This window comes from Gardnerella sp. DNF01180P (assembly GCF_049244205.1).
In the GTDB taxonomy this organism is placed as follows: Bacteria; Actinomycetota; Actinomycetes; order Actinomycetales; family Bifidobacteriaceae; genus Bifidobacterium; species Bifidobacterium swidsinskii.
Genome location: NZ_CP058386.1, coordinates 294,605 through 316,246 on the forward strand (window position 1 = coordinate 294,605; position 21,642 = coordinate 316,246).

Here is a 21,642-nt window from a genome sequence, read left to right on the forward strand (position 1 = left end):
CTTAAAGAATGTCTCGTCTTTTTCTTTTTAATATTGGAGCCTTTTGTTGGCTCTTCATTGAAGTTTTTCGTGGAGGGTTCGATTCTGGCTCAGGATGAACGCTGGCGGCGTGCTTAACACATGCAAGTCGAACGGGATCTAGTCAGCTTGCTGACTGGTGAGAGTGGCGAACGGGTGAGTAATGCGTGACCAACCTGCCCCATGCTCCAGAATAGCTCTTGGAAACGGGTGGTAATGCTGGATGCTCCAACTTGACGCATGTCTTGTTGGGAAAGTGTTTAGTGGCATGGGATGGGGTCGCGTCCTATCAGCTTGTAGGCGGGGTAATGGCCCACCTAGGCTTCGACGGGTAGCCGGCCTGAGAGGGCGGACGGCCACATTGGGACTGAGATACGGCCCAGACTCCTACGGGAGGCAGCAGTGGGGAATATTGCGCAATGGGGGAAACCCTGACGCAGCGACGCCGCGTGCGGGATGAAGGCCTTCGGGTTGTAAACCGCTTTTGATTGGGAGCAAGCTTTCGGGTGAGTGTACCTTTCGAATAAGCGCCGGCTAACTACGTGCCAGCAGCCGCGGTAATACGTAGGGCGCAAGCGTTATCCGGAATTATTGGGCGTAAAGAGCTTGTAGGCGGTTCGTCGCGTCTGGTGTGAAAGCCCATCGCTTAACGGTGGGTCTGCGCCGGGTACGGGCGGGCTAGAGTGCAGTAGGGGAGACTGGAATTCCCGGTGTAACGGTGGAATGTGTAGATATCGGGAAGAACACCAATGGCGAAGGCAGGTCTCTGGGCTGTTACTGACGCTGAGAAGCGAAAGCGTGGGGAGCGAACAGGATTAGATACCCTGGTAGTCCACGCCGTAAACGGTGGACGCTGGATGTGGGGCCCATTCCACGGGTTCCGTGTCGGAGCTAACGCGTTAAGCGTCCCGCCTGGGGAGTACGGCCGCAAGGCTAAAACTCAAAGAAATTGACGGGGGCCCGCACAAGCGGCGGAGCATGCGGATTAATTCGATGCAACGCGAAGAACCTTACCTGGGCTTGACATGTGCCTGTCGACTGCAGAGATGTGGTTTCCCTTCGGGGCAGGTTCACAGGTGGTGCATGGTCGTCGTCAGCTCGTGTCGTGAGATGTTGGGTTAAGTCCCGCAACGAGCGCAACCCTCGCCCTGTGTTGCCAGCGGGTTATGCCGGGAACTCACGGGGGACCGCCGGGGTTAACTCGGAGGAAGGTGGGGATGACGTCAGATCATCATGCCCCTTACGTCCAGGGCTTCACGCATGCTACAATGGCCGGTACAACGGGATGCGACATGGTGACATGGAGCGGATCCCTTAAAACCGGTCTCAGTTCGGATCGTAGTCTGCAACTCGACTACGTGAAGGCGGAGTCGCTAGTAATCGCGAATCAGCAACGTCGCGGTGAATGCGTTCCCGGGCCTTGTACACACCGCCCGTCAAGTCATGAAAGTGGGCAGCACCCGAAGCCGGTGGCCTAACCCTTTTGGGATGGAGCCGTCTAAGGTGAGGCTCGTGATTGGGACTAAGTCGTAACAAGGTAGCCGTACCGGAAGGTGCGGCTGGATCACCTCCTTTCTACGGAGTTTTTGTGCACGCTCGGTTTGAGTGTGGTTACTGGTGTGGAAAACAATAGTTAACGTTTTTAGATGAGTTTGTTGGGCATGCTTTTGGGTTCCCGGATTGCCACCCCCCTTTGTTTGGGGTTGCGGTCCTTGACTCACAGGATTTCAGGTTGATGCTTTTGAGTGTTTGGCTTGGGTTTTGTGGTGTTGTGGTGGTTTGAGAACTGGATAGTGGACGCGAGTAAAATGCGAAACTTTTTTTGTTTCGATTTTTTTGCTTTTATCAATTTCAACCGGCTCCTTTTGTTGGAGTCGCTTGATCGTTTTGTGATCGTTTAGTGTGATGATTTTTTGTCTAGAGAATTTTGCTGATGGGTTCTTACTTTAGTGTTTGTCACTGGTAAGGGCGTATGGTGGATGCCTTGGTAGACAGGACCGATGAAGGACGTGACGGGCTGCGATATGCCTCGGGGAGCTGCCGAGTGGGCTTTGATCCGAGGATTTCCGAATGGGGAGACCCGGCCACTGTTATGAGTGGTCACCACAGTTTTTGTGGGGGGTACGCAGGGAAGTGAAACATCTCAGTACCTGCAGGAAAGGATACTCCGTGAGTAGTGGCGAGCGAAAGCGGATCAGGCTAAACCGGGTGCGTGTGATAGCCGTCAGGTGTTGCGCATTCGGGGTCGTGGGATGGACTGTTCAGCCTCTGACGGGGTTGAGGAGAGTGATAAAATGTCGTGCTAGGTGAATGGGATTGAATTCCCAGCCGTAGAGGGTGATGGCCCCGTAGCTTGTCGTGCGATGTCTCTTTATGTTTATTCCCAAGTAGCGCGGGACTCGTGGAATCCCGCGTGAATCTGCCCAGACCGTTGGGTAAGCCTAAGTATTCCTGTCTGACCGATAGTGTACTAGTACCGTGAGGGAAAGGTGAAAAGCACCCCGGGAGGGGAGTGAAATAGTTCCTGAAACCGTGCGCTTACAATCCGTCGGAGCCTTCTTTGTGGGGTGACGGCGTGCCTATCGAAAAATGAGTCTGCGAGTCAGTGGTATGTGGCGAGGCTAACCCGGGTGGGGGAGCCGTAGCGAAAGCGAGTTTTAAAAGGCGTTTGAGTCGCATGTCCTGGACCCGAAGCGGGATGATCTAGCCCTGAGCAGGTTGAAGCGCGGGTAAGACCGTGTGGAGGACCGAACCCACCTAGGTTGAAAACTGGGGGGATGACTTGGGGTTAGGGGTGAAAGGCCAATCAAATTCCGTGATAGCTGGTTCTCTCCGAAATGCATTTAGGTGCAGCGTCGTGTTATTGCTTACAGGGGGTAGAGCTACTGGATGCTTGCGGGCCCATACCGGGTACCAATAGCAGCCAAACTCCGAATACCTGTTAGGTTTATCACGGCAGTGAGTCGGCGGGGGATAAGCTCCGTCGTCAAAAGGGAAACAGCCCTGATCGTCGTCTAAGGTCCCGAAGCGCGTGCTAAGTGGGAAAGGATGTGGAGTCGCATAGACAGCCAGGAGGTTGGCTCAGAAGCAGCCATCCTTGAAAGAGTGCGTAACAGCTCACTGGTCTAGTGGTTCCGCGCCGACAATGTAGCGGGGCTTAAGCACGCCACCGAAGACGCGGCTGCATGATTTGTTTCATGCGGGGTAGGAGAGCGTCCTGTATGGGGTGAAGCGGCAGTGTGAACTTGTCGTGGACTTTACAGGAGTGAGAATGCAGACATGAGTAGCGAGAGACGGGTGTGAATCCCGTCCGCTGAATGACTAAGGGTTCCGGGGCCACGTTCGTCGTCCCCGGGTGAGTCGAGTCCTAAGGCGAGGCCGACAGGCGTAGTCGAATGGATGAACGGGTTGATATTCCCGTACCGGTGTTACACCGTTCGAACTGAATCTGAGAGTACTAACCTTCATTTGCTGGTTGATTGCCTTTCGGGGTTGTTGGCTGGTTTGTGTTGGGACTGTATCGGTAGTAGGTTAGCGTGGGAGTGACGCGGGTAGGTAGCCGGCTGCGGAGGTGGTTTTCCGTGGCTAAGCGTGTGGGCTGTCTCCTAGGTAAATCCGGGGGGTGTTAAAGCTGAGGCGTGATGGGTAGGCTGTAAGGCTGATTCCGGTGATCCTGCTTGCCAAGAAAAGCTTCAACGTGAGGTGTGATTCCGCTCGTACCCTAAACCGACACTGGTGGTCTGGTAGAGTATACCGAAGCGATCGGGCGAATCCTGGCCAAGGAACTCGGCAAATTACTCCCGTGCCTTCGGCATAAGGGAGACCCCTGATGGTGATGTTTTTTACAAGCGGAGCTGTTGGGGGTGGCACAAGCTAGGGGGTAGCGACTGTTTACCAAAAACACAGGAGCGTGCGAAGGCGTAAGCCGCTGTATACGCTCTGACGCCTGCCCGGTGCCGGAAGGTTAAGAGGATCCGTTAGCTTCGGTGAAGCGGTGAATTTAAGCCCCGGTAAACGGCGGTGGTAACTATAACCATCCTAAGGTAGCGAAATTCCTTGTCGGGTAAGTTCCGACCTGCACGAATGGCGTAACGACTTCCCCACTGTCTCGGCCAGGAGCCCGGCGAAATTGCAGTACGAGTAAAGATGCTCGTTAAGCGCAGAAGGACGAAAAGACCCCGGGACCTTTACTATACCTTGGTATTGTCGTTAGGTGTGGATCGTGTAGCATAGGCGGGAGGCTGTGAAGCGTGGGCGCTAGCTTGCGTGGAGTCGACAGGTGAAATACCGCTCTTTCCATATCTGGCGTCTAACCTCGACACGTTATCCGTGTCAGGGACAGTGCCTGGCGGGTAGTTTAACTGGGGCGGTTGCCTCCTAAAGAGTAACGGAGGCGCTCAATGGTCCGCTCAGCCCGGTTGGCAATCGGGTGTTGAGTGTAATCGCACAAGCGGGCTTGACTGTGAGACTGACGGGTCGAGCAGGGACGAAAGTCGGAGATAGTGATCCGGTGCCGGCGTACGGACGTGGCATCGCTCAACGGATAAAAGGTACCCCGGGGATAACAGGCTGATCATTCCCAAGAGTCCATATCGACGGGATGGTTTGGCACCTCGATGTCGGCTCGTCGCATCCTGGGGCTGGAGCAGGTCCCAAGGGTTCGGCTGTTCGCCGATTAAAGCGGCACGCGAGCTGGGTTCAGAACGTCGTGAGACAGTTTGGTCTCTATCCTCTGCGCTCGTTGGAATGTTGAGGAGACCTGCCCATAGTACGAGAGGACCTGGGTGGACGAACCTCTGGTATGCCGGTCGTCACGCCAGTGGCGCTGCCGGTTAGCTACGTTCGGAAGGGATAACCGCTGAAAGCATCTAAGCGGGAAGCCTGCTCCAAGATAAGCATTCCTTGCACTTTAGTGTGTGAGCCCCCATGTAGAACACGTGGTTGATAGGCTAGATGTGGAAGCCCTGTAAGGGGTGGAGCTGACTAGTACTAACGGGCGATGGTGACATTCTTCCTCACTTTTGTGAGTGGGGAGGGTGAGTTCCTCATGAGTATTATTCTTCTAGCGTTAATGAGTACTGAATGTTTTGCTTAACGATCAGTTGGTAAGAGAGTTTTTATTCGCGTTCATGTCCGGTTCCCAAACCGCCACGTGTTGCCACTCACAGCTCGTGAGTGTATAATCTAGTTTTGCGGTGGTCATGGCTCAGGTGAGACGCCCGGTCCCATTCCGAACCCGGAAGCTAAGGCCTGACACGGCGAGGGTACTGCACTCGATAGGGTGTGGGAGACTAGCACGCTGCCGCATTATTTTTCTAGCGGGGAGTTTTCACTCCCCGCTTTTTTATTTTCGTATACTGTTATTTATTTTCTATTATCTGTAATTCTCCATTCGTGAGAACGTCCTCTCACGAATGGAGCAAATAATCAGGTTAAACCCTCCAAACGTGAGAGAGTGTTCTCGCAAATGGAGCGTAGAGCGAGGGTTAACCCTCCAAACACGAGGAAAAAACTTACGGCAAATGTAGTTAAAAACAGACAACAGAGACATGCGCGCAGAAACCGTACTGCACCAGTAACGAAAAATCCCCGGCAAACGTTTTGTAGCATCATTTGCCGCAAGGTAGTGATTAAATGATGATAGTCGGTGCAGAAGCAAGTGAGCTTTGAGTATTCTTTGAATATTAAGGTATTGCGCCGATTGCAATTGGGCCAGCAATTGAGTTGATAATTGGGCTATCAATTGAAATAAAATCAAGCAATTAAGAATGCGGAATATTGTAACTAAAGCGATTATGCTATTGCAGTAGAGCTATTTGCAATAATGCTGTTAGCAGTAATGCTATTTGCGATTATTCTGTAAATTTCATACAAGGAGTAGGTATGAATAAAGCCCTTATTAACATTGATTATACGAATGATTTTGTGGCAAGCGATGGCTCTCTGACTGTAGGTGAGCCTGCGCAAAAGCTTGAGAAGCGTATTACTGAGATTTCGCAGGAATTTCTTGACGCTGGAGAGTTCGTGGTTTTTGCGATTGATACGCATCATTTGAACGATCCGTATCATCCTGAAACTAAACTTTTCCCACCTCACAATATCGCCGGAACTCACGGTCAGAAGCTGTACGGCGCGCTTGGTGATTTTTACGAGGAAAATAAAGATAAAAGCAATGTGTATTACATTCATAAAACTCGCTACTCGTCGTTTAATGGCACGGATTTGCTGATTAAGCTGCGCGAACGTCATATTGAGGAGTTGCACTTGGTGGGTGTTTGCACGGATATTTGCGTGCTTCACACTGCTGTTGATGCGTATAATCTTGGCTTCAAAATCGTAGTTCACAAAGATGCAGTCGCAAGCTTTGATCCGCAAGGTCACGAATGGGCTTTGCGCCACTTTAAGACTTGCCTTAATGCGGATATTGTAGAAGGCTGAGAATTTTAGCTAAAAATATTTAAATAAGTATTCAATAGTTATTGAGAATAATAGACGCTGGTTGCTTTAAGCTACCAGCGTTTTTGTTTATTCGGAGTGTCGACTTGCTATTAATGAGAATCATTATTATTATTAATAGACGTTGTTAAAAATCTTCCATAATTATTTGCGAAAAGAAGAGCGCATATAACGATAAGAAGATGAAGTGTAGAGAGCGAAATAGTAATTATGACTCAGGTCATTAGGGATATTGTGAAACGTGCTTTTGCAATGGCAAGTGTTGCAATACTTGCCATTGCCGTGCTCGCATCAGGATTTAGTGCAGCTTTACCGGCAGTTGCATTAGAAAATAGTAATCCTGGCGAAAAATACGATCCTACAAAAAAGGAAGTGCTAAGTCACGGCCATACGGACGTATTTTACCCAATTCAATACAACGGTAAATTCATTATGGCCGTCGAAAAAGACGGTGCCACTTTCTTAAAGCCTGAAAACACTACTTTGCGTGTAGCAAAAAACACGTATACTACAAAATCGCAGCTTCCTGCGCTCGCTACTGAATACTACTATCTCGATGGTTCCGGAAATCAAAAAGGAAACCCCCTCTTCCCGGGTTGGGACACAGGTTATGCTGCAACTTTAGTTGGCGCACCTCACGCAGATGACGCAACAGCAGATATTGCAATTCAGCAAGTTACTGGACCAATGAACGGGCGCATTCTGCTTTGGACTACCGATGGTGCTGGTAAAAATTCGAAGAAATTATCGTTTGAAGAGAACGATTTAGACGACGAACCTGATACTGATGGCAGTCGATTTATGCTACCTGGCGTAATTCACCAACATACTGCTGGCCACGTGCATGCAAACTGGGGATTTACGCAGCCTGGCGTTTACAAACTAAAAGTAGCAGCAACTATTACAAATAAGAACACTAAGAAGCAGATTACAACCGAACCTGCAGAATACACTTTTGAAGTAGAAGATACATATTCAGGCGAAGTACCTGCTTCTGGCATTACGGAAACGCTTGATTTGCACCGTCGCGGTGATTTTATTAATCCTGACGATGATGAAGAAGCACACGAAGCTTCCAAAGATCATAAAGACACGGATAAAGACGATGGCGGCGATATGCGCATCGGCAATATTCGTGATTCCGGACCTCATCCGCATTATCATTCATACGAAGGTTATGGTGGTTTAGACTTAAAAGTAGTTAACAAACCAAAGGGTGCTCGTATTGAGTGGAGATATGTGCGTGCTGACGAAGGTCCTGACGCGTATGGAACCACTCTTTTTGCTGAGAGATTGCAGCTTCCAGCTGAGCCTGCAATGAACAAGATGAAAGTGTATGCTCACGCAACTGAAGGTGAAACGCAAGTTGGCAAAGATACTGCGTCTGCAACCATCGCCGTTGAAGATCACGGTGCTGACGGACATCCTGTAGTAAAAGCAATTGCTCCTTATAAGCGTTTCAAACCAGGGGATACTTTACACGCGAAAACAGTATTGCTTAACCCTCATGTTGCAACCGACGGTGTTACCGGTGCGCCAATTGACGATCCGACAAGTCCAGTAACTTCCATAGTCAAAGATTATGTTTGGTTGATAAAAAAGGAAGGAGAAAGCGAATTTAAGCGCATTCCTGGTGCCGTGAACAGCAAGTTGGAGCTAAAACTTGATGCGTCAATGCAAGGTGCAACGATTCGTCCTTCCTTAGTTTTAAAGAACGGTGAACTTTACCGTAATAAAATGTTTGATGAGTTTTGCGATTATGTTATTGAGATGAAAGGTGTTCCTCACTCTCATAACCATGATGGCGATGATGATCAAAGTGGTTCTGATTCTGAAGATGATGAGAACTCTCACGGGAAAAAGCACCATGAGAAGCGTCGTAATAAGCGCAAAAATAAGACTAAGCATTTTGTTGGTGGAAAGAACTTTTTGAAAGGTGTATTCGGCGGCACTGCAAATTCGGGACTATTTGGATCTAGTTCTAATGGTGGATTCCAATTCGAATCTAATTTCTTTAAGAAATCCAACAGAAAATTCAAGCGCACAAAGAAGAATCGCAATAAGACTAACCGCACTAATCGTAAGAATAATTCTAAAAATAATACGCAAAGTGGTGCTAGTTCTGGTTCTAGTTCTTTTACAAGAACAGAAAATTCAAGCGGAACATCGTTACATAATTCATCGCGACGAACTTCTGGCGGAACTCATACTAAGAACAAGAGCTCTAAGAAAAGTGGACAGACTATTCGTAATTTCGTAAGAACAGATAATAATTCTGGCAATAAGTCTAAAAATAGTTCTGTCAATAACTCTGATTTTGTTAAGAATACTGAACGTCATGCTTTGCAAGGTGCAAGGCAATACAACGAAGAATCTGATGAAGCGTATGAAGATGATTCAGATGATACAAAAGGTGATGGTTCCTCGACTAAGTGGATTGCGGTTGCAGCTTCAGGTGCGAGCGTCGGCTTATGCACAATAACTGGCGCATGCGGAGCATTGATACGTTCTAAATTGAAATTGTTGTAAATAATATTCGTATTATTACTAGAAAGTTTAAATAATGAATTACAAACAAAATGAAACATTGCAAGTAAAACGAAAGCATGTATATTCTACTGCGTTGCTTGCGCTCATATTTTCTTTAGTAACTTTGGTTGCATCTTTATGTGCACCAAATCCAATGCAGGAAACTGCTTATGCTAATGAAGGCAATCAGCCAGTTATGATTCAAGCAGGTCATGCTGATTTTGGACCAACGCTAATCGACGGCAAATGGAAATTGAAGATTCGTGATGATACTGGTGACGAACCAGTGTGGCGAGACCCAGAAAATGTGGTATTTAAATTAGGTGGCAATTCAATAATTCCTATGCCTGATGATGCTGCCTACAGTTTTATTGGCGAAAAGCCTGGAACCAAGCTTTACGTAATTCCACAAACTCAAAATCCTGATGTGCCGTGGCTTGGTTGGAATACGCAGGAAGGTGGCGTGCTTAACGAGCTCGATCGCGGTGCAAACCTTTCTCTTGAAGGAGTAAGCGGCCCGGGTAAACTGCATGTTTACTTAGAAAATGGCAACAACAATCCACAGCAACTTTGGGATAGTACTAAAGGATATCCGCAAAACAGCTGGATTGAAGCCAACGCTCATACTCACGTGAATTGGGTGTTTTCTAAGCCTGGAATTTATCATGTGAAGCTTACTTTTTCAGGAAAGCTTAAAAATGGACGCGCAGTAAGCGATACGCGTGTTCTTAATTTTGCAGTTGGAGATAATACCGATCCTAATGCTGCTTTAGGTGCGGGTGCTGCTGGAGCAAGTGGCAACGAGGGCGACGAAGAGGGTCAAGATGAAGAAGATAACGATGAATCCGAAAAAGATGAAGCTAATCATCATCACGAACTCCTTCACAACAAGCATAAGCATTCTCACAAAGTATCTGAAAAAAGTGACGATACAGCTTTAGTTCTTCAAATTGTAGGTATTTTTGTGGCTATTATTGCCGTAATTATTGTGATTTTTGTACTAATAGCTGTAGTTAAAAGCAAGAAAGCACGAAATCTTGCGCTTGCTAAGCAAGTTTCTGCACAAGCTAATCAACAGTATGCAAATAATGCAAATTCTGTGAATAATGCAAATGGTGACAATACCTTGCCAAATCTAGTGCGTGATCAAGAAACGACAGTAATGTCACCAATTAATAATTCTCAATATTCTCAATCAGACAATGTGCAATCTGATGGCAATCAGTGGAAATAATGGTGTGACGAAAATGGTTCGTAATAGTATAAAGAAATTATCTCGCGCTTTGTTGGTGGGCGTGTGCTTGTGTGGCATGATGATGGGAACTCCCACGGCTTTTGCTGACAATGGCAGTGACGCAACTGTTGTAAGCGGAAAGAAATCTTCTAAAGATTTTGACGCAATAAAGCAAGCCAATTTTAAAGCGTGTGCAACTGCTCGCTTAGATAAAACTGCTTCACAACCTGCGGCTGACAGTAAAGTTGCAATGTGCCACGCATATAAAGGTCATACTGACGTTTTTGCAACTTTCTTTGATGCTACAAGCAGGCGCATGGTATTAGGAACCTTGGGAGATGCGTTTGAAAGTGAAGATCATAATGGCACTCGTTACGATACGAATCGGCTTATTTTTGAAGTCGGCTCTAAAAATATCATGCAGTTTTCCAAAGATGAGAACGATCCGATAATAAAAGAAATCTACGCAACAACTCGCGAAGGTGTAGTCTGGTTCTTTGATCAATCTGGAGCTGGAAATACTGGTGCATTATGGCCTGGTTTAGATACTAGACCGTTATATGAGGGAGCTGGTTCTACAACAAAAGTTAATCCAACAGTTAAATTGTCGCTAACTGGTATCGAAGCACCTCGCAACGGCGAAGTTTTTATGTACAGTCGCAGCGGTGACGATTATGAGAAAATGCTCGGCTCTGCTGAAAACTGGCCGAAAGATGTTGACATTACTGAGACTGGTGGCAAGCATTCGCACATGTATTGGTCTTTTAACCGTCCTGGTGTGTATAAGTTAAAAATGAAGGCTACTGCTACCGTTGGTGACGAGGAGCAAAGTTCTGAGCAGACTTATATATTCCATGTAACTAATCATGATGTAACAGCTGGGGATTTTGCTGATTATGATGGCGCATCTTTTGACGGTGGCGAAGATGGCGAAGACGACGAAGACGACGAAGAAGATTCAGATGATGACGATTCTCAAAGTGAGGATCACAGCATTAATGTGCAACAAAGTAACGGATCTTTCTTCATTAACGGTAACAACAACACTGTGTATGTGACTCCATGGCCTGGAGCAAAAATGCAACAACAAGGGCTTCTTGGAAGTAATAAAGGACTTTTTGGAAGTAATAATGGTGGTCTTATTCATGGGGAACATAACGCTAAAAGCGGAAAGCAAGTTTCTCAAAGTCAGCAATCTGCTGTGACAAAGTTCAAAGACATCAAGGGCGACAAGCTTGTTATAGACCACGGTCACGTTGATATCGCTGTATATACTGGCGATTCGAATAAAGTTGATATGGCTGTGCAAGAAGATGTGACAGGAAGCCACGTCTTTAGAGACACAGACACAGTTGTATTCGCAGTTGGTGATGCTGGTAAAACTAACGGCGTGTATCGTATACCGCAAACACAAATTGATGGTGTGCCATGGATGGGTTGGAATAATCAGTCTATGAATCCGCATAAGCCAACTCAATTGAGCCTAACGGGAGTTGAAGGTCCTGGAAACGTACGCGTTTGGATGTTCGGCGGCTTGGGCGGTGGAGATCAAGAGATTTTCTCCACTCAAGGAGCAACAGATTATACGATACCTGCAAATACGCATGCTCATGCGAATTGGGATTTCGACGAACCGGGATATTACACATTGCAATTCCAAGCTTCTGACGGAAATTCTACAGTAACTCGCAATATTCATGTTGCTGTTGGTGTTGATCCACAAGAAACGCCAATGGGGTATGCTGGCGGCCGCGAAGATAATGTAAAAAAGGATCCACGAGGCAGAAAAGGTGATCCTTTTGTACCTTATAATCCACCAAAACCTGCTGATTTGTCTCGTTTTGGCGGAAATCCTTTTGGTTTAGGATTGAACAATTCACACTCTGGAAAACAATTGCCAAGAAAAGCTAAAAAGCATAAAGGTCTTGTTTCAAAAATTAGTAACAAGAGGCTCGCTAAAAGTTTGTACCGACAGAAATTGAACGATAATGACGATGTTGCGAAGTCTGAAGCAAAAGGTGTAACAGGATTATTTAAGCGAAATCCTTTACTTGCTTATTCGCTTCTTGCTGGTGGAATTATTGCTGTGCTTGGCGTTTTGGGTGCAGGGATTTGGTATCTCTACAATCGCGGACTTATTAACTTCAACTGGCTGTTGCGCTATTAGTAGTAGGAGTGTGTGAGGGTGATTCATAGGCCCAGAAGAGTAAAGCAAACTTTGTTTTCTTCGATTGGTGCAATTGCAGTCGTCGCGCTTATTTTGCCGCTTTCTGCTTGTGGTAGTGTTAACGGGAATCGTGCAGGACATCGCGATGGTCGCATTAATGTAGTTACAACTACAGGCGTTTTGCGTGATATGGTGGCGAATGTAGCAGGGGATGCTGCAAATGTGAGTTCAATCGTACCTGATAATGCAGATCCGCACTCTTACGAGCCACGATTGCGTTCAATTCGAGACGTTGTGTATGCGGATGTGGCTTTTAGTAATTACATGATGCTTGAGGAGCATGGTGTTATTACTGCTTTAGACGCAAATTTGCGAAAAGGCGTGCCAAATGTGCAACTTGCTGAAGAAAGCGTGAAACATGCGGCGGATATTATTCCAATGGTCGAAGATGTGTCGTTGGACACTATTTGGCTTGGTCTTGCTACAGAACGCCAAACTTCGCAGACGGTTGAGGAAGCTAAAGATGCTAAAGAGCAACAAAAATCTCAAGAGAAACCTGATAAGTCGCAGTCTTCTCAGGTTTCTCAATCTTCGCAATCAAACGCGCCTTCCACTGTAACGAAAGAAGGACGCGCTACTGTAATAAAGCCAAAAGCATACAACATGAAGCGTTCGGACAGGATCCGCTTAACTGCAACTAAAGTAACTGGTCCTGGTTCGCTTTTCGCTTACCTTACTGGCACTTTTGGAAGTGTAGAAACTTACGTTAATTCAGCAAACGGAATTAACGATGAAGATCATGTAGATTTGCCTGCGGACGCGCACACGCATTTAAGTTGGGCTTTTAGTAAGCCAGGAGAATACACTCTCGACTTTCATGCAGATATGCTCAATGCTCAAAACGAAAGAGTTGCAAGTTTAGGAAACGCAACTATGCGTTTTGCTGTTGGCATTAACGCGCAGAAATTAGCGAAAAAGCGTGGAGCTAGCGTAGTTTTGAATCAAGGCCATGCAGATTTGGCTTACGATTTAGCTAAACGCGGATTTTTGTACAGAGTTGACACTTTGCAAGAAAAGCGGTCAGTTGCGCCAAAGCGCGTATACTATGAGCCGCGAGACGTAGTAGTAGAAGTGCCGACTAATGCTTTAAAAGAAATTCCAGCTGAACAAGGCTATAGATTCCTTGGATTTGCAAGGCAGAAAATTTATCAACTTCCTCAAGCTGTTCTTGGAAAACATGTTCATGGAGATATTGATCCGCATTTATGGCAGTCAGTGAAAAACGGAATTGCTTATGTGCGCACAATAGCTGACCGCTTGTGCGAAGTCGATCCTAAAAATGCTCGCAAATATCGCGCAAATGCGGATCGATATATTAATAAACTTCTCGACGTAGACGCTTATATGCGTAAAAAAGTTGCGTCAATTCCAAAAGAGCGTCGCAACTTGGTTACAACGCATGACGCTTTTGCATACTTAGGTAAAGCTTATGGCGTAAATATTGCGGGATTTGTAACAATCAATCCTTCAAGCGAACCGAGCGTGCAAGATAGGCGCAGACTTTCGCAAATTTTACGCGACTTGGAAATCCCTGCAGTGTTTTTGGAGCCGAATTTGATTTCTCGCTCGTCTGTGCTTAAAGAGCTTGCGTCTGAAGCACATGTGAAAGTTTGTCCAATTTATGGTGACGCTTTCGACGCGAATGTGCGAACTTACGCGGATATGATGCGAGCTAACGCGGATTCTTTAGCGAAATGTTTGAAGTGAAAGTGTTAAAGGTAATAAATATGGAAGAAAATGCAGTAATTTGCGCACAAAATTTGAATATTTCGTACGGGAATCGCGCTGTTGTAAAAGATGTTTCTTTTACCATTAATAGTGGCGAATTCGTGGGATTACTTGGCGCAAACGGTGCCGGTAAAACAACGCTATTTCGTGCAATTATGGGTTTGATTCCGCATACTGGAAAACTCGAAGTGCGTGCTCCTCATATGGAAGGTGCGAAACTTAATTCTCGCGTATCTTACGTTGGATACGTGCCTCAACGTCACGATATTGCGTGGGATTTCCCACTTTCTGTTTTAGATGTAGTGATGATGGGTAGGATTCGTCATATTGGTTACGTTCGTCGCGCTAAAAAAGAAGATTACGAGATCGCATTAAACTCGCTTGAACGCACAGGAATGGCTGATTTCCAAGATCGCACGATTGGTGAACTTTCTGGAGGTCAGCGGCAACGCGTTCTTGTTGCGCGAGCATTGGCTGGAGAGCCGCGTTTACTTTTGCTAGACGAACCGTTTACTGGACTTGATATGCCTACTCAGGAGCTGCTTACCGATTTGTTCTTAAAATTGTCTGCTTCTGGTGAAGCAATTCTCATGAGCTCGCACGATATTATTGGTTCAATTAACTCATGCTCGAGAATAATGCTATTTGATGGCACTATTGTGGGCGACGATGAGCCGCAACATTTGCAAACAGAACAGTGGGTACGAACCTTCCACGTAGCTCCGCAAAATCCGCTTATTAAAGCAGTTGAGCGCGTAATTGGTAAGGAAAGTGTGGTGAAAGAGTAATGTTATCTCCAATAGAATTTATACAAGATTTAACAAATCCAGACCTTTGGTTTTTGCTAAAAGCGCTTATTGTAGCGTGCCTTTCTAGCGTAATTTGCGGTGTAGTTGGATGCTACGTAGTACTTAGAGGAATGGCGTTTATTGGAGATGCTGTAGCTCACTCAGTATTCCCAGGACTTGCTATAGCCTTCGTATTGCAAGGAAATCTGCTATTTGGAGGAGCACTCGCAGGAGTTGCAACTGCGCTAATCGTATCTATTTTTAGCCAAAATCGCAGGCTTCGCGAAGACTCATTTATTGGCGTATTTTTCGTATCTGCTTTCGCTCTTGGAATTGTGATTATTTCTAAAGCATCTGGCTACGCCGGCTCTTTGGAATCCTTCTTGTTTGGCTCGATTACAGGTATTCCTGATTCAGATATTGCTGTTGTTGCTTTTACTGGTTTGATTATTTTGGCTATATTATGCATGTTCCACAAAGAGCTTGTGTGCGTATCGATGGATCGAGAAACTTCGCGCGCAATGGGATTGCCAGTTGCATGGTTAGATGGAATGTTGTACGTGTTAGTGGCTATCGCTGTAGTTGTTTCCGTGCAAATTATTGGAAACGTGCTTGTGCTTGCTCTGCTTGTGACTCCTGCTGCAACTGCGCGACTGCTTACGGATAGGCTGCCAAGAATGATGATTTTAGCTCCTGTTATTGGGTGCGTTTCTTCGATTGTTGGAATGTATATTTCGTGGAGCTTTGATACAGCAACAGGCGGAACAATTGTGCTCGTAGCAACCGCTTTATTCGTGCTCGCTTGGGTGTGCTCTCCTAAACATGGGTTGATTGCAAAAGTGGGTCGTAGCGTAGGTTTATAGCGTGCGGCACAATAGACGTATGGTATCAAAAGGAAAACCTTCGCCAAGAAGTGCAGTAAAACCACTCAGTGATGAGCAAGTAAAGCTTTTAGCAAGTAAACACAATTTAGTTGATCCAACGTATTACTATCCAACAGGAAAACGTAAGCCAAATCAGGCAGAAATTGACGCGCAAAATCCTAAAGCCGCCGAAAGACTGCTCGAAGGAACGTCGCGCGTATTGCGTTCGCGCTGCAAAGTAAAGGCGTGGGGATTGGAAAACGTGCCAGAAGAAGGCGTGTTTATTACAGCTTGCACACACGTGACGATGTTTGACGTTTTCATACCTATGACTGCACTATTTCACCAAGGTCGTCGTCCGCGCTACATGGCAAAAGCGGAACTCGCTCACTGGCCAATCTTAGGCAAATGGTTCCAGCTTGTAGGCATGCAGCCGGTTCCTCGCAGAAGTGGAAAAGCGCGAGAAATAGAAGAAGAATCTATTAAAATCCTCACCAATGGCAGACCTTTAAGTGTATGGCCTGAAGGAACAGTTACGCGCGATCCTAAAAAATGGCCTATGAGCATGAAGCCCGGAATTGGTATAATTGCTCTCGAAGCATCGCGCAGACTCGGACATCAGATTCCGCTATTTTGCGCTGTCACATGGGGCGCAGCAAGCATTAACCACTGGTGGCCGTGGCCAAAGAAAAATGTTGTAATGTGCTACGATACTCAGCTTGATTATGCTGACTTGCTAAAGGGAAGCGAAAACTGGGGAGAGTTACCTCCTCTTGAATCTGCTGAAGAGTTGGCTCGTCGCGTGCGTGTGCGTATGACGCAGATTATGGAAGAAATTCGTGGAGAAAAATCTCCTGCAGGATACTTCGATTACAGGCAGATGAAACGCGTTACGGAAGAATAAAAAATATACAGAAGAATAAAATAAAGTATCTTTTAAAAATCCCGTAAAGCGGCATGTGTAGAATTATGTAATAGTGTGATTACAAATAAATAGCTATACAGTAGCTTATAAAACTCACAACCGAAAGGCAGGACGTAAAACATGAACGTTACGGTGTTGGGTGCTGGTGCTTGGGGAACTGCGTTTGGACAAGTGCTTGCGGATGCAGGAAATCAAGTGACAATGTGGGCAATAGAGCCGGAAATTGTTGAAGGAATTCGCGACCATCATCATAATGGCGTGCGTCTGCCTAGCGTTGAAAAACTTCCAGAAAACATGACTGCAACTGGGGATCGAGCAGAGGCTGTTGCGAACGCGGATATTGTAGTCGTGGCGATTGCGGCACAGTTTGCTCGCGTTGCGTTGGAAGGTTTTGTGGGTTTGATTCCACAAAATGCGATCGTTGTTTCGCTTATGAAAGGCATTGAGCGCACAACCGGCAAACGTATGGATGAAGTTGTGTGCGAAGCTTTGAACTTACCGCGTAACCGTTTTGCTGCACTTTCCGGACCAAACTTGAGCAAGGAAGTTGCATCTCGCCACCCGGCTGCAGCGGTAGTTGCTTGCGCAGAAAAGTCTCAGGCAGAAGTAGTTGCAAAAGCATGCTCAAACAGCTACTTTAAAGCATTTGTGTCAACAGACGTAATCGGTGTAGAAATGTGCGGATCGCTTAAAAACGTGGTTGCGCTCGCAGTTGGCATGGCTCGAGGCGCGGGATACGGTGAAAACACGGCGGCTATGATTGAAACGCGCGGTTTGGCAGAATTGACGGCATTGGGCGTTGCAGAAGACGCAGATTCGCGCACTTTTGCAGGTCTTGCTGGCTTTGGTGATTTAGTTGCAACTTGTGGATCTCCTCTAAGCCGAAATTACACTTTTGGGTCAAATCTTGGTAAAGGCATGAGCGTTGAAGAAGCAACTGCCGTGAGCAATGGTGTTGCAGAAGGCGTGCCAACCACAAGCGCAGTAGTTGCAATGGGCAAGCGTTTGGGTGTTGCGACTCCGCTCGCAAGTGCAATGGCTCGCGTGCTTGAAGAAGGAATCTCCTGCCAAGAAATGCTCGCAATGCTTTTCGACGACGACGTTTGCGAAGAGTAAGTAGCGTTTGCGAAAATAATCAAAACTAGTCCAAAATAATTAGAATAATTCAAAATATATAAAGGAAAAAAATGACGAAAAAGCGTGTAGTGTTCTTGTATGGCGGTAAGGCAGACGAACATTCGATTTCTTGCATATCTGCTGCTGGAGTGCTCAGTGCTGTAGACGAAAATCGTTTTGACATTGTGCGGATCGCAATCACAAAACAAGGCGAATGGATTGTTGGTGGTGAAGATCCTCGTAACTTCCACATGGAAGAGGGTGAGTTGCCAGTAATCACAAAAACCGCTGGAACGCGCGATGTTGTGCTTGACCCTGCAAAGGGTGCAGATGGATTCTTGGTGCGAAAAGCGGACGATACGCTTGAAAGTTTAGGTCATGTTGACGCTGTTTTCCCAGTTCTTCACGGTCCGAACGGTGAAGATGGCACTTTGCAAGGCTTGCTAGAAATGATGCAAGTGCCGTACGTCGGTTGCGGAGTGTTGGCTTCGGCTGCATGCATGGATAAATACTACGCAAAGCAGCTGTTTAAGGCTGCCGGAATTGATGTCGCTCCAGGAATTGCGTTGGATGCTAGAAAATTTGCAAGTGACTCGACGAATTGCTTTGCTGCGTACGCAAACGAAATGCTTGCGCAAGTTGAGGCAGCAAAACTCGAGTATCCGCTTTTTGTAAAGCCAAGCCGCGCAGGATCTAGCTTTGGAGTTACAAAAGTTGAATCGCGCGATGCTAAAGCCTTAGCAGAAGCCGTTTTTGAAGCTTCAAAGCACGATTGGCGAGTGTTGGTAGAGCAAGGAATTGATGCGCGCGAAATTGAGTGCGCAGTTCTTGCAGCTCGCGATGGCGAGGAGCCGAAAGCAAGCTGGCCTGGAGAAGTTGTGCTCGACAAGCGCGAGGCTGGTGAAGACCAGTTCTACGATTTTGACAGCAAATACATGGATTCCGCAGCTTCGCACGTTGAAGTTCCAGCAAATCTTCCTGCGGAAACTTTGGAGCTAGTGCGTAAAACAGCGCTCGCAGCATTCAAAGCAGCAGACGGTAGAGGATTAAGCCGTGTTGATTCGTTTGTGACTCCTGAAGGTCATGTGATGATCAATGAAATCAACACAATGCCTGGATTTACGCCAATTTCCATGTATCCAAAAGCTTGGGAAGCAACCGGAATAAGCTACAGCGATTTAATCACAAAACTTATTGAAGGCGTTTTGAAATAATTTAATCAACTGTAAAGCAGCAACAAAAGCAGAAACAAAAAGCAGCAATTAAATCAGCAGCAAAAGCAGCAATAAAAAGGAATAAGTATGCAAGATTTGCAAAATTCATGGCGCGACGACACTTATTTGTTAGCGCGCAAACGTCAAGGAACTATTGGCATGTCTTTATGCGTATTCCTCGTAGTTTGGATTGCTGTTGCCTATGTTCTTGGAGTTCTTTCTTCACAGTTTGTGCCTAAGAGCATGCTAAGCGACTCTCTTAACACATTACTTGTGTCGGATATTTCGCAGTGTTTAGTCGCTTTACCAATCGCAATGCTTATTATGCGCACTGTTCCTGCGGCAAAAACCCGACAATTCTCTATGAAATTTAGCCAATTTGGCGGATTCTTTGCTGTGTGCATACCGATTATGTACATTGGTAATATAGTTGGCGTTTTCCTAGCAACAGTTCTTAGCGGTGGCAAAGCAGAAAATCGCGTATCAGACACTATTGCAGCGGGAAATATGTGGGAAACCTTCATATTCGTGGTAATTCTTGCGCCAATTGTGGAAGAATGGCTTTTTAGAAAACAGCTGCTTTCTCGTTTGCGCGCGTACGGAGAAAAGCGAGCTATTGTATTTTCTGCACTTGCTTTCGCGCTTTTCCATATGAACATTTTCCAATTCTTCTACGCATTTGGACTTGGACTTGTTTTTGGCTACATTTATATTCGTACGTCCAAGTTGAGCTACAGCATATTTCTTCATATGATTGTGAATTTCCAAGGAAGCATAGTTGCAATGTGGTTGGAAAAGCAGCTGGTTGATGCAAGCGGAAATATGATTGACGTAGAAAAGATGTCTCGTCAGGAATTAACTAGACTGCCAACCGGTTTTATTCTAGCTGGAATTTATGGGATGTTTATGATTGCCATGCTTATAGTAGGCGTGGTTTTGCTAGTTCGTCGCCGCAAGTATCTTGTATTCTTCAATGCTCCGCAAGAACTTCCGAATAAAGCTGGCAACAAAGCATTGTACGGAACTGTTGGAGTAATAGCATTTTTGATTATTTCAATACTTCTTAATTTGCTAATGTTATTTGTGTAAAAGCGAGTAAAAAATAATCGCATAAAAATAAAATATAAAATAAATCAACGAAGGAGGCGAAAGTTATGCAAAGCAATCAGTCGACTAAAACTATTCGCGTAGGCCTACTTGGGGCTGGAACTGTTGGGTCTCAAACAGCGCGACTAATAGTTGAACAGTTCAATGAGCTTAAGAAGCGAACTGGCGCTGAAATTGAGCTTGCAGCAGTTGCATGCTTACGCCCGGAAGAAGTTGATGCGCCTTGGATTAAGCGTGATTTGCTAACTACAGACACTGCCTCTTTGTGCGCTCGCGAAGACATTGATATTATAGTCGAGCTTATTGGCGGACTTGAGCCGGCTCATACTTTTGTAAAAAGTGCGCTATGCCACGGAAAATCTGTTGTTACTGCAAATAAAGCGTTGCTTGCGAAGTTTGGTCCGGAATTATACGAGTGTGCAGAAAGTCACGGAGTTGACTTGTACTTTGAGGCGTCTGTAGCAGGAGCGATTCCTATTGTTCGACCGCTTCGAGAGTCGCTTATTGGTGACAAAATTACGCAAATTTTCGGAATTGTAAACGGAACTACCAACTATATTCTTGACGAAATGACTGTGCGCGGACTTGATTTTGATTTGGCTTTGCACGCGGCTCAAGAAAAGGGTTATGCTGAGGCAGATCCGACCGGAGATGTTGAAGGTTTCGATGCTGCAAATAAAGCTGCGATTCTTGCAACTCTTGCATTCCAAATGCCAGTAAGTATTGACGACGTATCCGTTGAAGGAATTAGCGCGATTACTGCTGAAGATATTGCTGCAGCGAGCGCGGAAAAGCGTGTAATTAAGCTACTTGCAGCAGTCGAAAGGCATTGCGACGGTAAGTCAAAATCGGATGGCGGAGTAAGTGTTAATGTGTATCCGGCGCTTGTTGGTGCGGAGCACCCTTTGGCGTCGGTTCACGGCAGTTTTAATGCTGTGTTTGTGAAGGCGCAGGCTGCAGACGATTTGATGTTCTACGGACGCGGTGCCGGCGGCGCTCCAACTGCAAGTGCTGTTGTTGGAGATGTTGTTAGTGCTGCTCGAAATCTTGTGCGTGGATGCGCAGGTTTTGGCGTGCCAATGTACAACAAGTATGTGCCGGCTTCTAGCGAGCAGACTAGAGCGGATTTTGTGATTCGTTGCAATATGGAAGATACTTCTTTGGCTTTGTGCAGCGAAGTTATGGATGTTTTTGTAGATCATGGCGTTGCGGCTGAACGTTTGGCTTCGGCGTGCCAAGCTAAGTATGCGCAAACTGAAGCTGATTCGGATTGCCCACAGTGCGGTCTTGGTGGACCTGGCAGTGTGCGCGTGCTTGTGCGCGAATGTTCGGAAGCTGCAGTTCAAGCTATTTGTGAGGATTTGCAGAAGTTGGATGTTGTGTGTGGAAAGCCGCTAGTTTTGCGCGTTATAAAGTAGAGAAGCTGCAGGTGATCGT

12 protein-coding genes and 3 rRNA genes are annotated in these 21,642 nt (G+C 46.3%); all 15 read left to right on the forward strand.

The window, feature by feature from the left end; genetic code table 11:
- Nucleotides 1-66 precede the first annotated feature (66 nt).
- The 15 genes from HXT40_RS01210 (at nucleotide 67) to HXT40_RS01280 (ending at nucleotide 21,623) form a co-directional block, all read left to right on the forward strand.
- A 16S ribosomal RNA gene (locus tag HXT40_RS01210) occupies nucleotides 67-1,593 on the forward strand.
- A 377-nt stretch (nucleotides 1,594-1,970) separates the two neighbouring features.
- Nucleotides 1,971-5,030: ribosomal RNA gene (locus HXT40_RS01215) — 23S ribosomal RNA — on the forward strand.
- A 179-nt stretch (nucleotides 5,031-5,209) separates the two neighbouring features.
- Nucleotides 5,210-5,326, forward strand: a 5S ribosomal RNA gene (rrf, locus tag HXT40_RS01220).
- The 16S, 23S and 5S rRNA genes sit together here, the layout of an rRNA operon.
- A 575-nt stretch (nucleotides 5,327-5,901) precedes the next feature.
- Nucleotides 5,902-6,456, forward strand: a complete 555-nt coding sequence (locus tag HXT40_RS01225; RefSeq protein WP_012914495.1) for a cysteine hydrolase family protein — start codon at nucleotides 5,902-5,904, stop codon at nucleotides 6,454-6,456.
- Between the two features lie 228 nt (nucleotides 6,457-6,684).
- The gene (locus tag HXT40_RS01230) at nucleotides 6,685-9,003 is read left to right on the forward strand and encodes a choice-of-anchor M domain-containing protein (RefSeq protein ID WP_416090750.1); all 2,319 of its coding nucleotides are present in this window, start codon (nucleotides 6,685-6,687) and stop codon (nucleotides 9,001-9,003) included.
- Nucleotides 9,004-9,037: 34 nt separating this feature from the next.
- On the forward strand, nucleotides 9,038-10,237 hold the full coding sequence (locus HXT40_RS01235) for a choice-of-anchor M domain-containing protein (RefSeq protein ID WP_415693477.1): 1,200 nt from the start codon (nucleotides 9,038-9,040) through the stop codon (nucleotides 10,235-10,237).
- 13 nt (nucleotides 10,238-10,250) lie between these two features.
- Entirely contained in the window at nucleotides 10,251-12,404 is a 2,154-nt protein-coding gene (locus HXT40_RS01240; protein ID WP_421777329.1) for a choice-of-anchor M domain-containing protein, read from the forward strand.
- Between the two features lie 51 nt (nucleotides 12,405-12,455).
- The gene (locus tag HXT40_RS01245) at nucleotides 12,456-14,171 is read left to right on the forward strand and encodes an anchored repeat ABC transporter, substrate-binding protein (protein WP_231875275.1); all 1,716 of its coding nucleotides are present in this window, start codon (nucleotides 12,456-12,458) and stop codon (nucleotides 14,169-14,171) included.
- Nucleotides 14,172-14,191: 20 nt separating this feature from the next.
- A complete protein-coding gene (locus HXT40_RS01250; RefSeq protein ID WP_012914491.1) occupies nucleotides 14,192-14,980 on the forward strand; it encodes an anchored repeat-type ABC transporter ATP-binding subunit in 789 nt (262 codons plus the stop codon).
- Entirely contained in the window at nucleotides 14,980-15,843 is an 864-nt protein-coding gene (locus HXT40_RS01255) for an anchored repeat-type ABC transporter permease subunit (protein ID WP_004109107.1), read from the forward strand. Before HXT40_RS01250 ends, HXT40_RS01255 begins: the two co-directional genes overlap by 1 nt.
- 19 nt (nucleotides 15,844-15,862) lie before the next feature.
- Nucleotides 15,863-16,747 carry a lysophospholipid acyltransferase family protein gene (locus HXT40_RS01260; protein WP_116431517.1) on the forward strand — a complete coding sequence of 295 codons (885 nt, stop codon included), beginning with the start codon at nucleotides 15,863-15,865 and terminating at the stop codon, nucleotides 16,745-16,747.
- A gap of 141 nt (nucleotides 16,748-16,888) precedes the next feature.
- Nucleotides 16,889-17,884, forward strand: coding sequence for an NAD(P)H-dependent glycerol-3-phosphate dehydrogenase (locus HXT40_RS01265; RefSeq protein WP_102703270.1), 996 nt, complete (start codon nucleotides 16,889-16,891; stop codon nucleotides 17,882-17,884).
- 71 nt (nucleotides 17,885-17,955) lie between these two features.
- Nucleotides 17,956-19,098: a D-alanine--D-alanine ligase family protein gene (locus HXT40_RS01270; RefSeq protein WP_102703269.1), complete on the forward strand. Its 1,143-nt coding sequence runs from the start codon at nucleotides 17,956-17,958 to the stop codon at nucleotides 19,096-19,098.
- Nucleotides 19,099-19,185: 87 nt separating this feature from the next.
- Entirely contained in the window at nucleotides 19,186-20,187 is a 1,002-nt protein-coding gene (locus HXT40_RS01275; protein WP_102703268.1) for a CPBP family intramembrane glutamic endopeptidase, read from the forward strand.
- A 65-nt stretch (nucleotides 20,188-20,252) separates the two neighbouring features.
- On the forward strand, nucleotides 20,253-21,623 hold the full coding sequence (locus tag HXT40_RS01280; protein ID WP_102703267.1) for a homoserine dehydrogenase: 1,371 nt from the start codon (nucleotides 20,253-20,255) through the stop codon (nucleotides 21,621-21,623).
- Nucleotides 21,624-21,642 lie beyond the last annotated feature (19 nt).

Coding starts and splice junctions, on each gene's coding strand:
- HXT40_RS01230 (WP_416090750.1), top strand. CDS start 6,685: ATGACTCAGGTCATTAGGGATATTGTGAAACGTGCTTTTGCAATGGCA.
- HXT40_RS01280 (WP_102703267.1), top strand. CDS start 20,253: ATGCAAAGCAATCAGTCGACTAAAACTATTCGCGTAGGCCTACTTGGG.
- HXT40_RS01260 (WP_116431517.1), top strand. CDS start 15,863: ATGGTATCAAAAGGAAAACCTTCGCCAAGAAGTGCAGTAAAACCACTC.
- HXT40_RS01255 (WP_004109107.1), top strand. CDS start 14,980: ATGTTATCTCCAATAGAATTTATACAAGATTTAACAAATCCAGACCTT.
- HXT40_RS01250 (WP_012914491.1), top strand. CDS start 14,192: ATGGAAGAAAATGCAGTAATTTGCGCACAAAATTTGAATATTTCGTAC.
- HXT40_RS01235 (WP_415693477.1), top strand. CDS start 9,038: ATGAATTACAAACAAAATGAAACATTGCAAGTAAAACGAAAGCATGTA.
- HXT40_RS01265 (WP_102703270.1), top strand. CDS start 16,889: ATGAACGTTACGGTGTTGGGTGCTGGTGCTTGGGGAACTGCGTTTGGA.
- HXT40_RS01240 (WP_421777329.1), top strand. CDS start 10,251: ATGGTTCGTAATAGTATAAAGAAATTATCTCGCGCTTTGTTGGTGGGC.
- HXT40_RS01270 (WP_102703269.1), top strand. CDS start 17,956: ATGACGAAAAAGCGTGTAGTGTTCTTGTATGGCGGTAAGGCAGACGAA.
- HXT40_RS01225 (WP_012914495.1), top strand. CDS start 5,902: ATGAATAAAGCCCTTATTAACATTGATTATACGAATGATTTTGTGGCA.
- HXT40_RS01275 (WP_102703268.1), top strand. CDS start 19,186: ATGCAAGATTTGCAAAATTCATGGCGCGACGACACTTATTTGTTAGCG.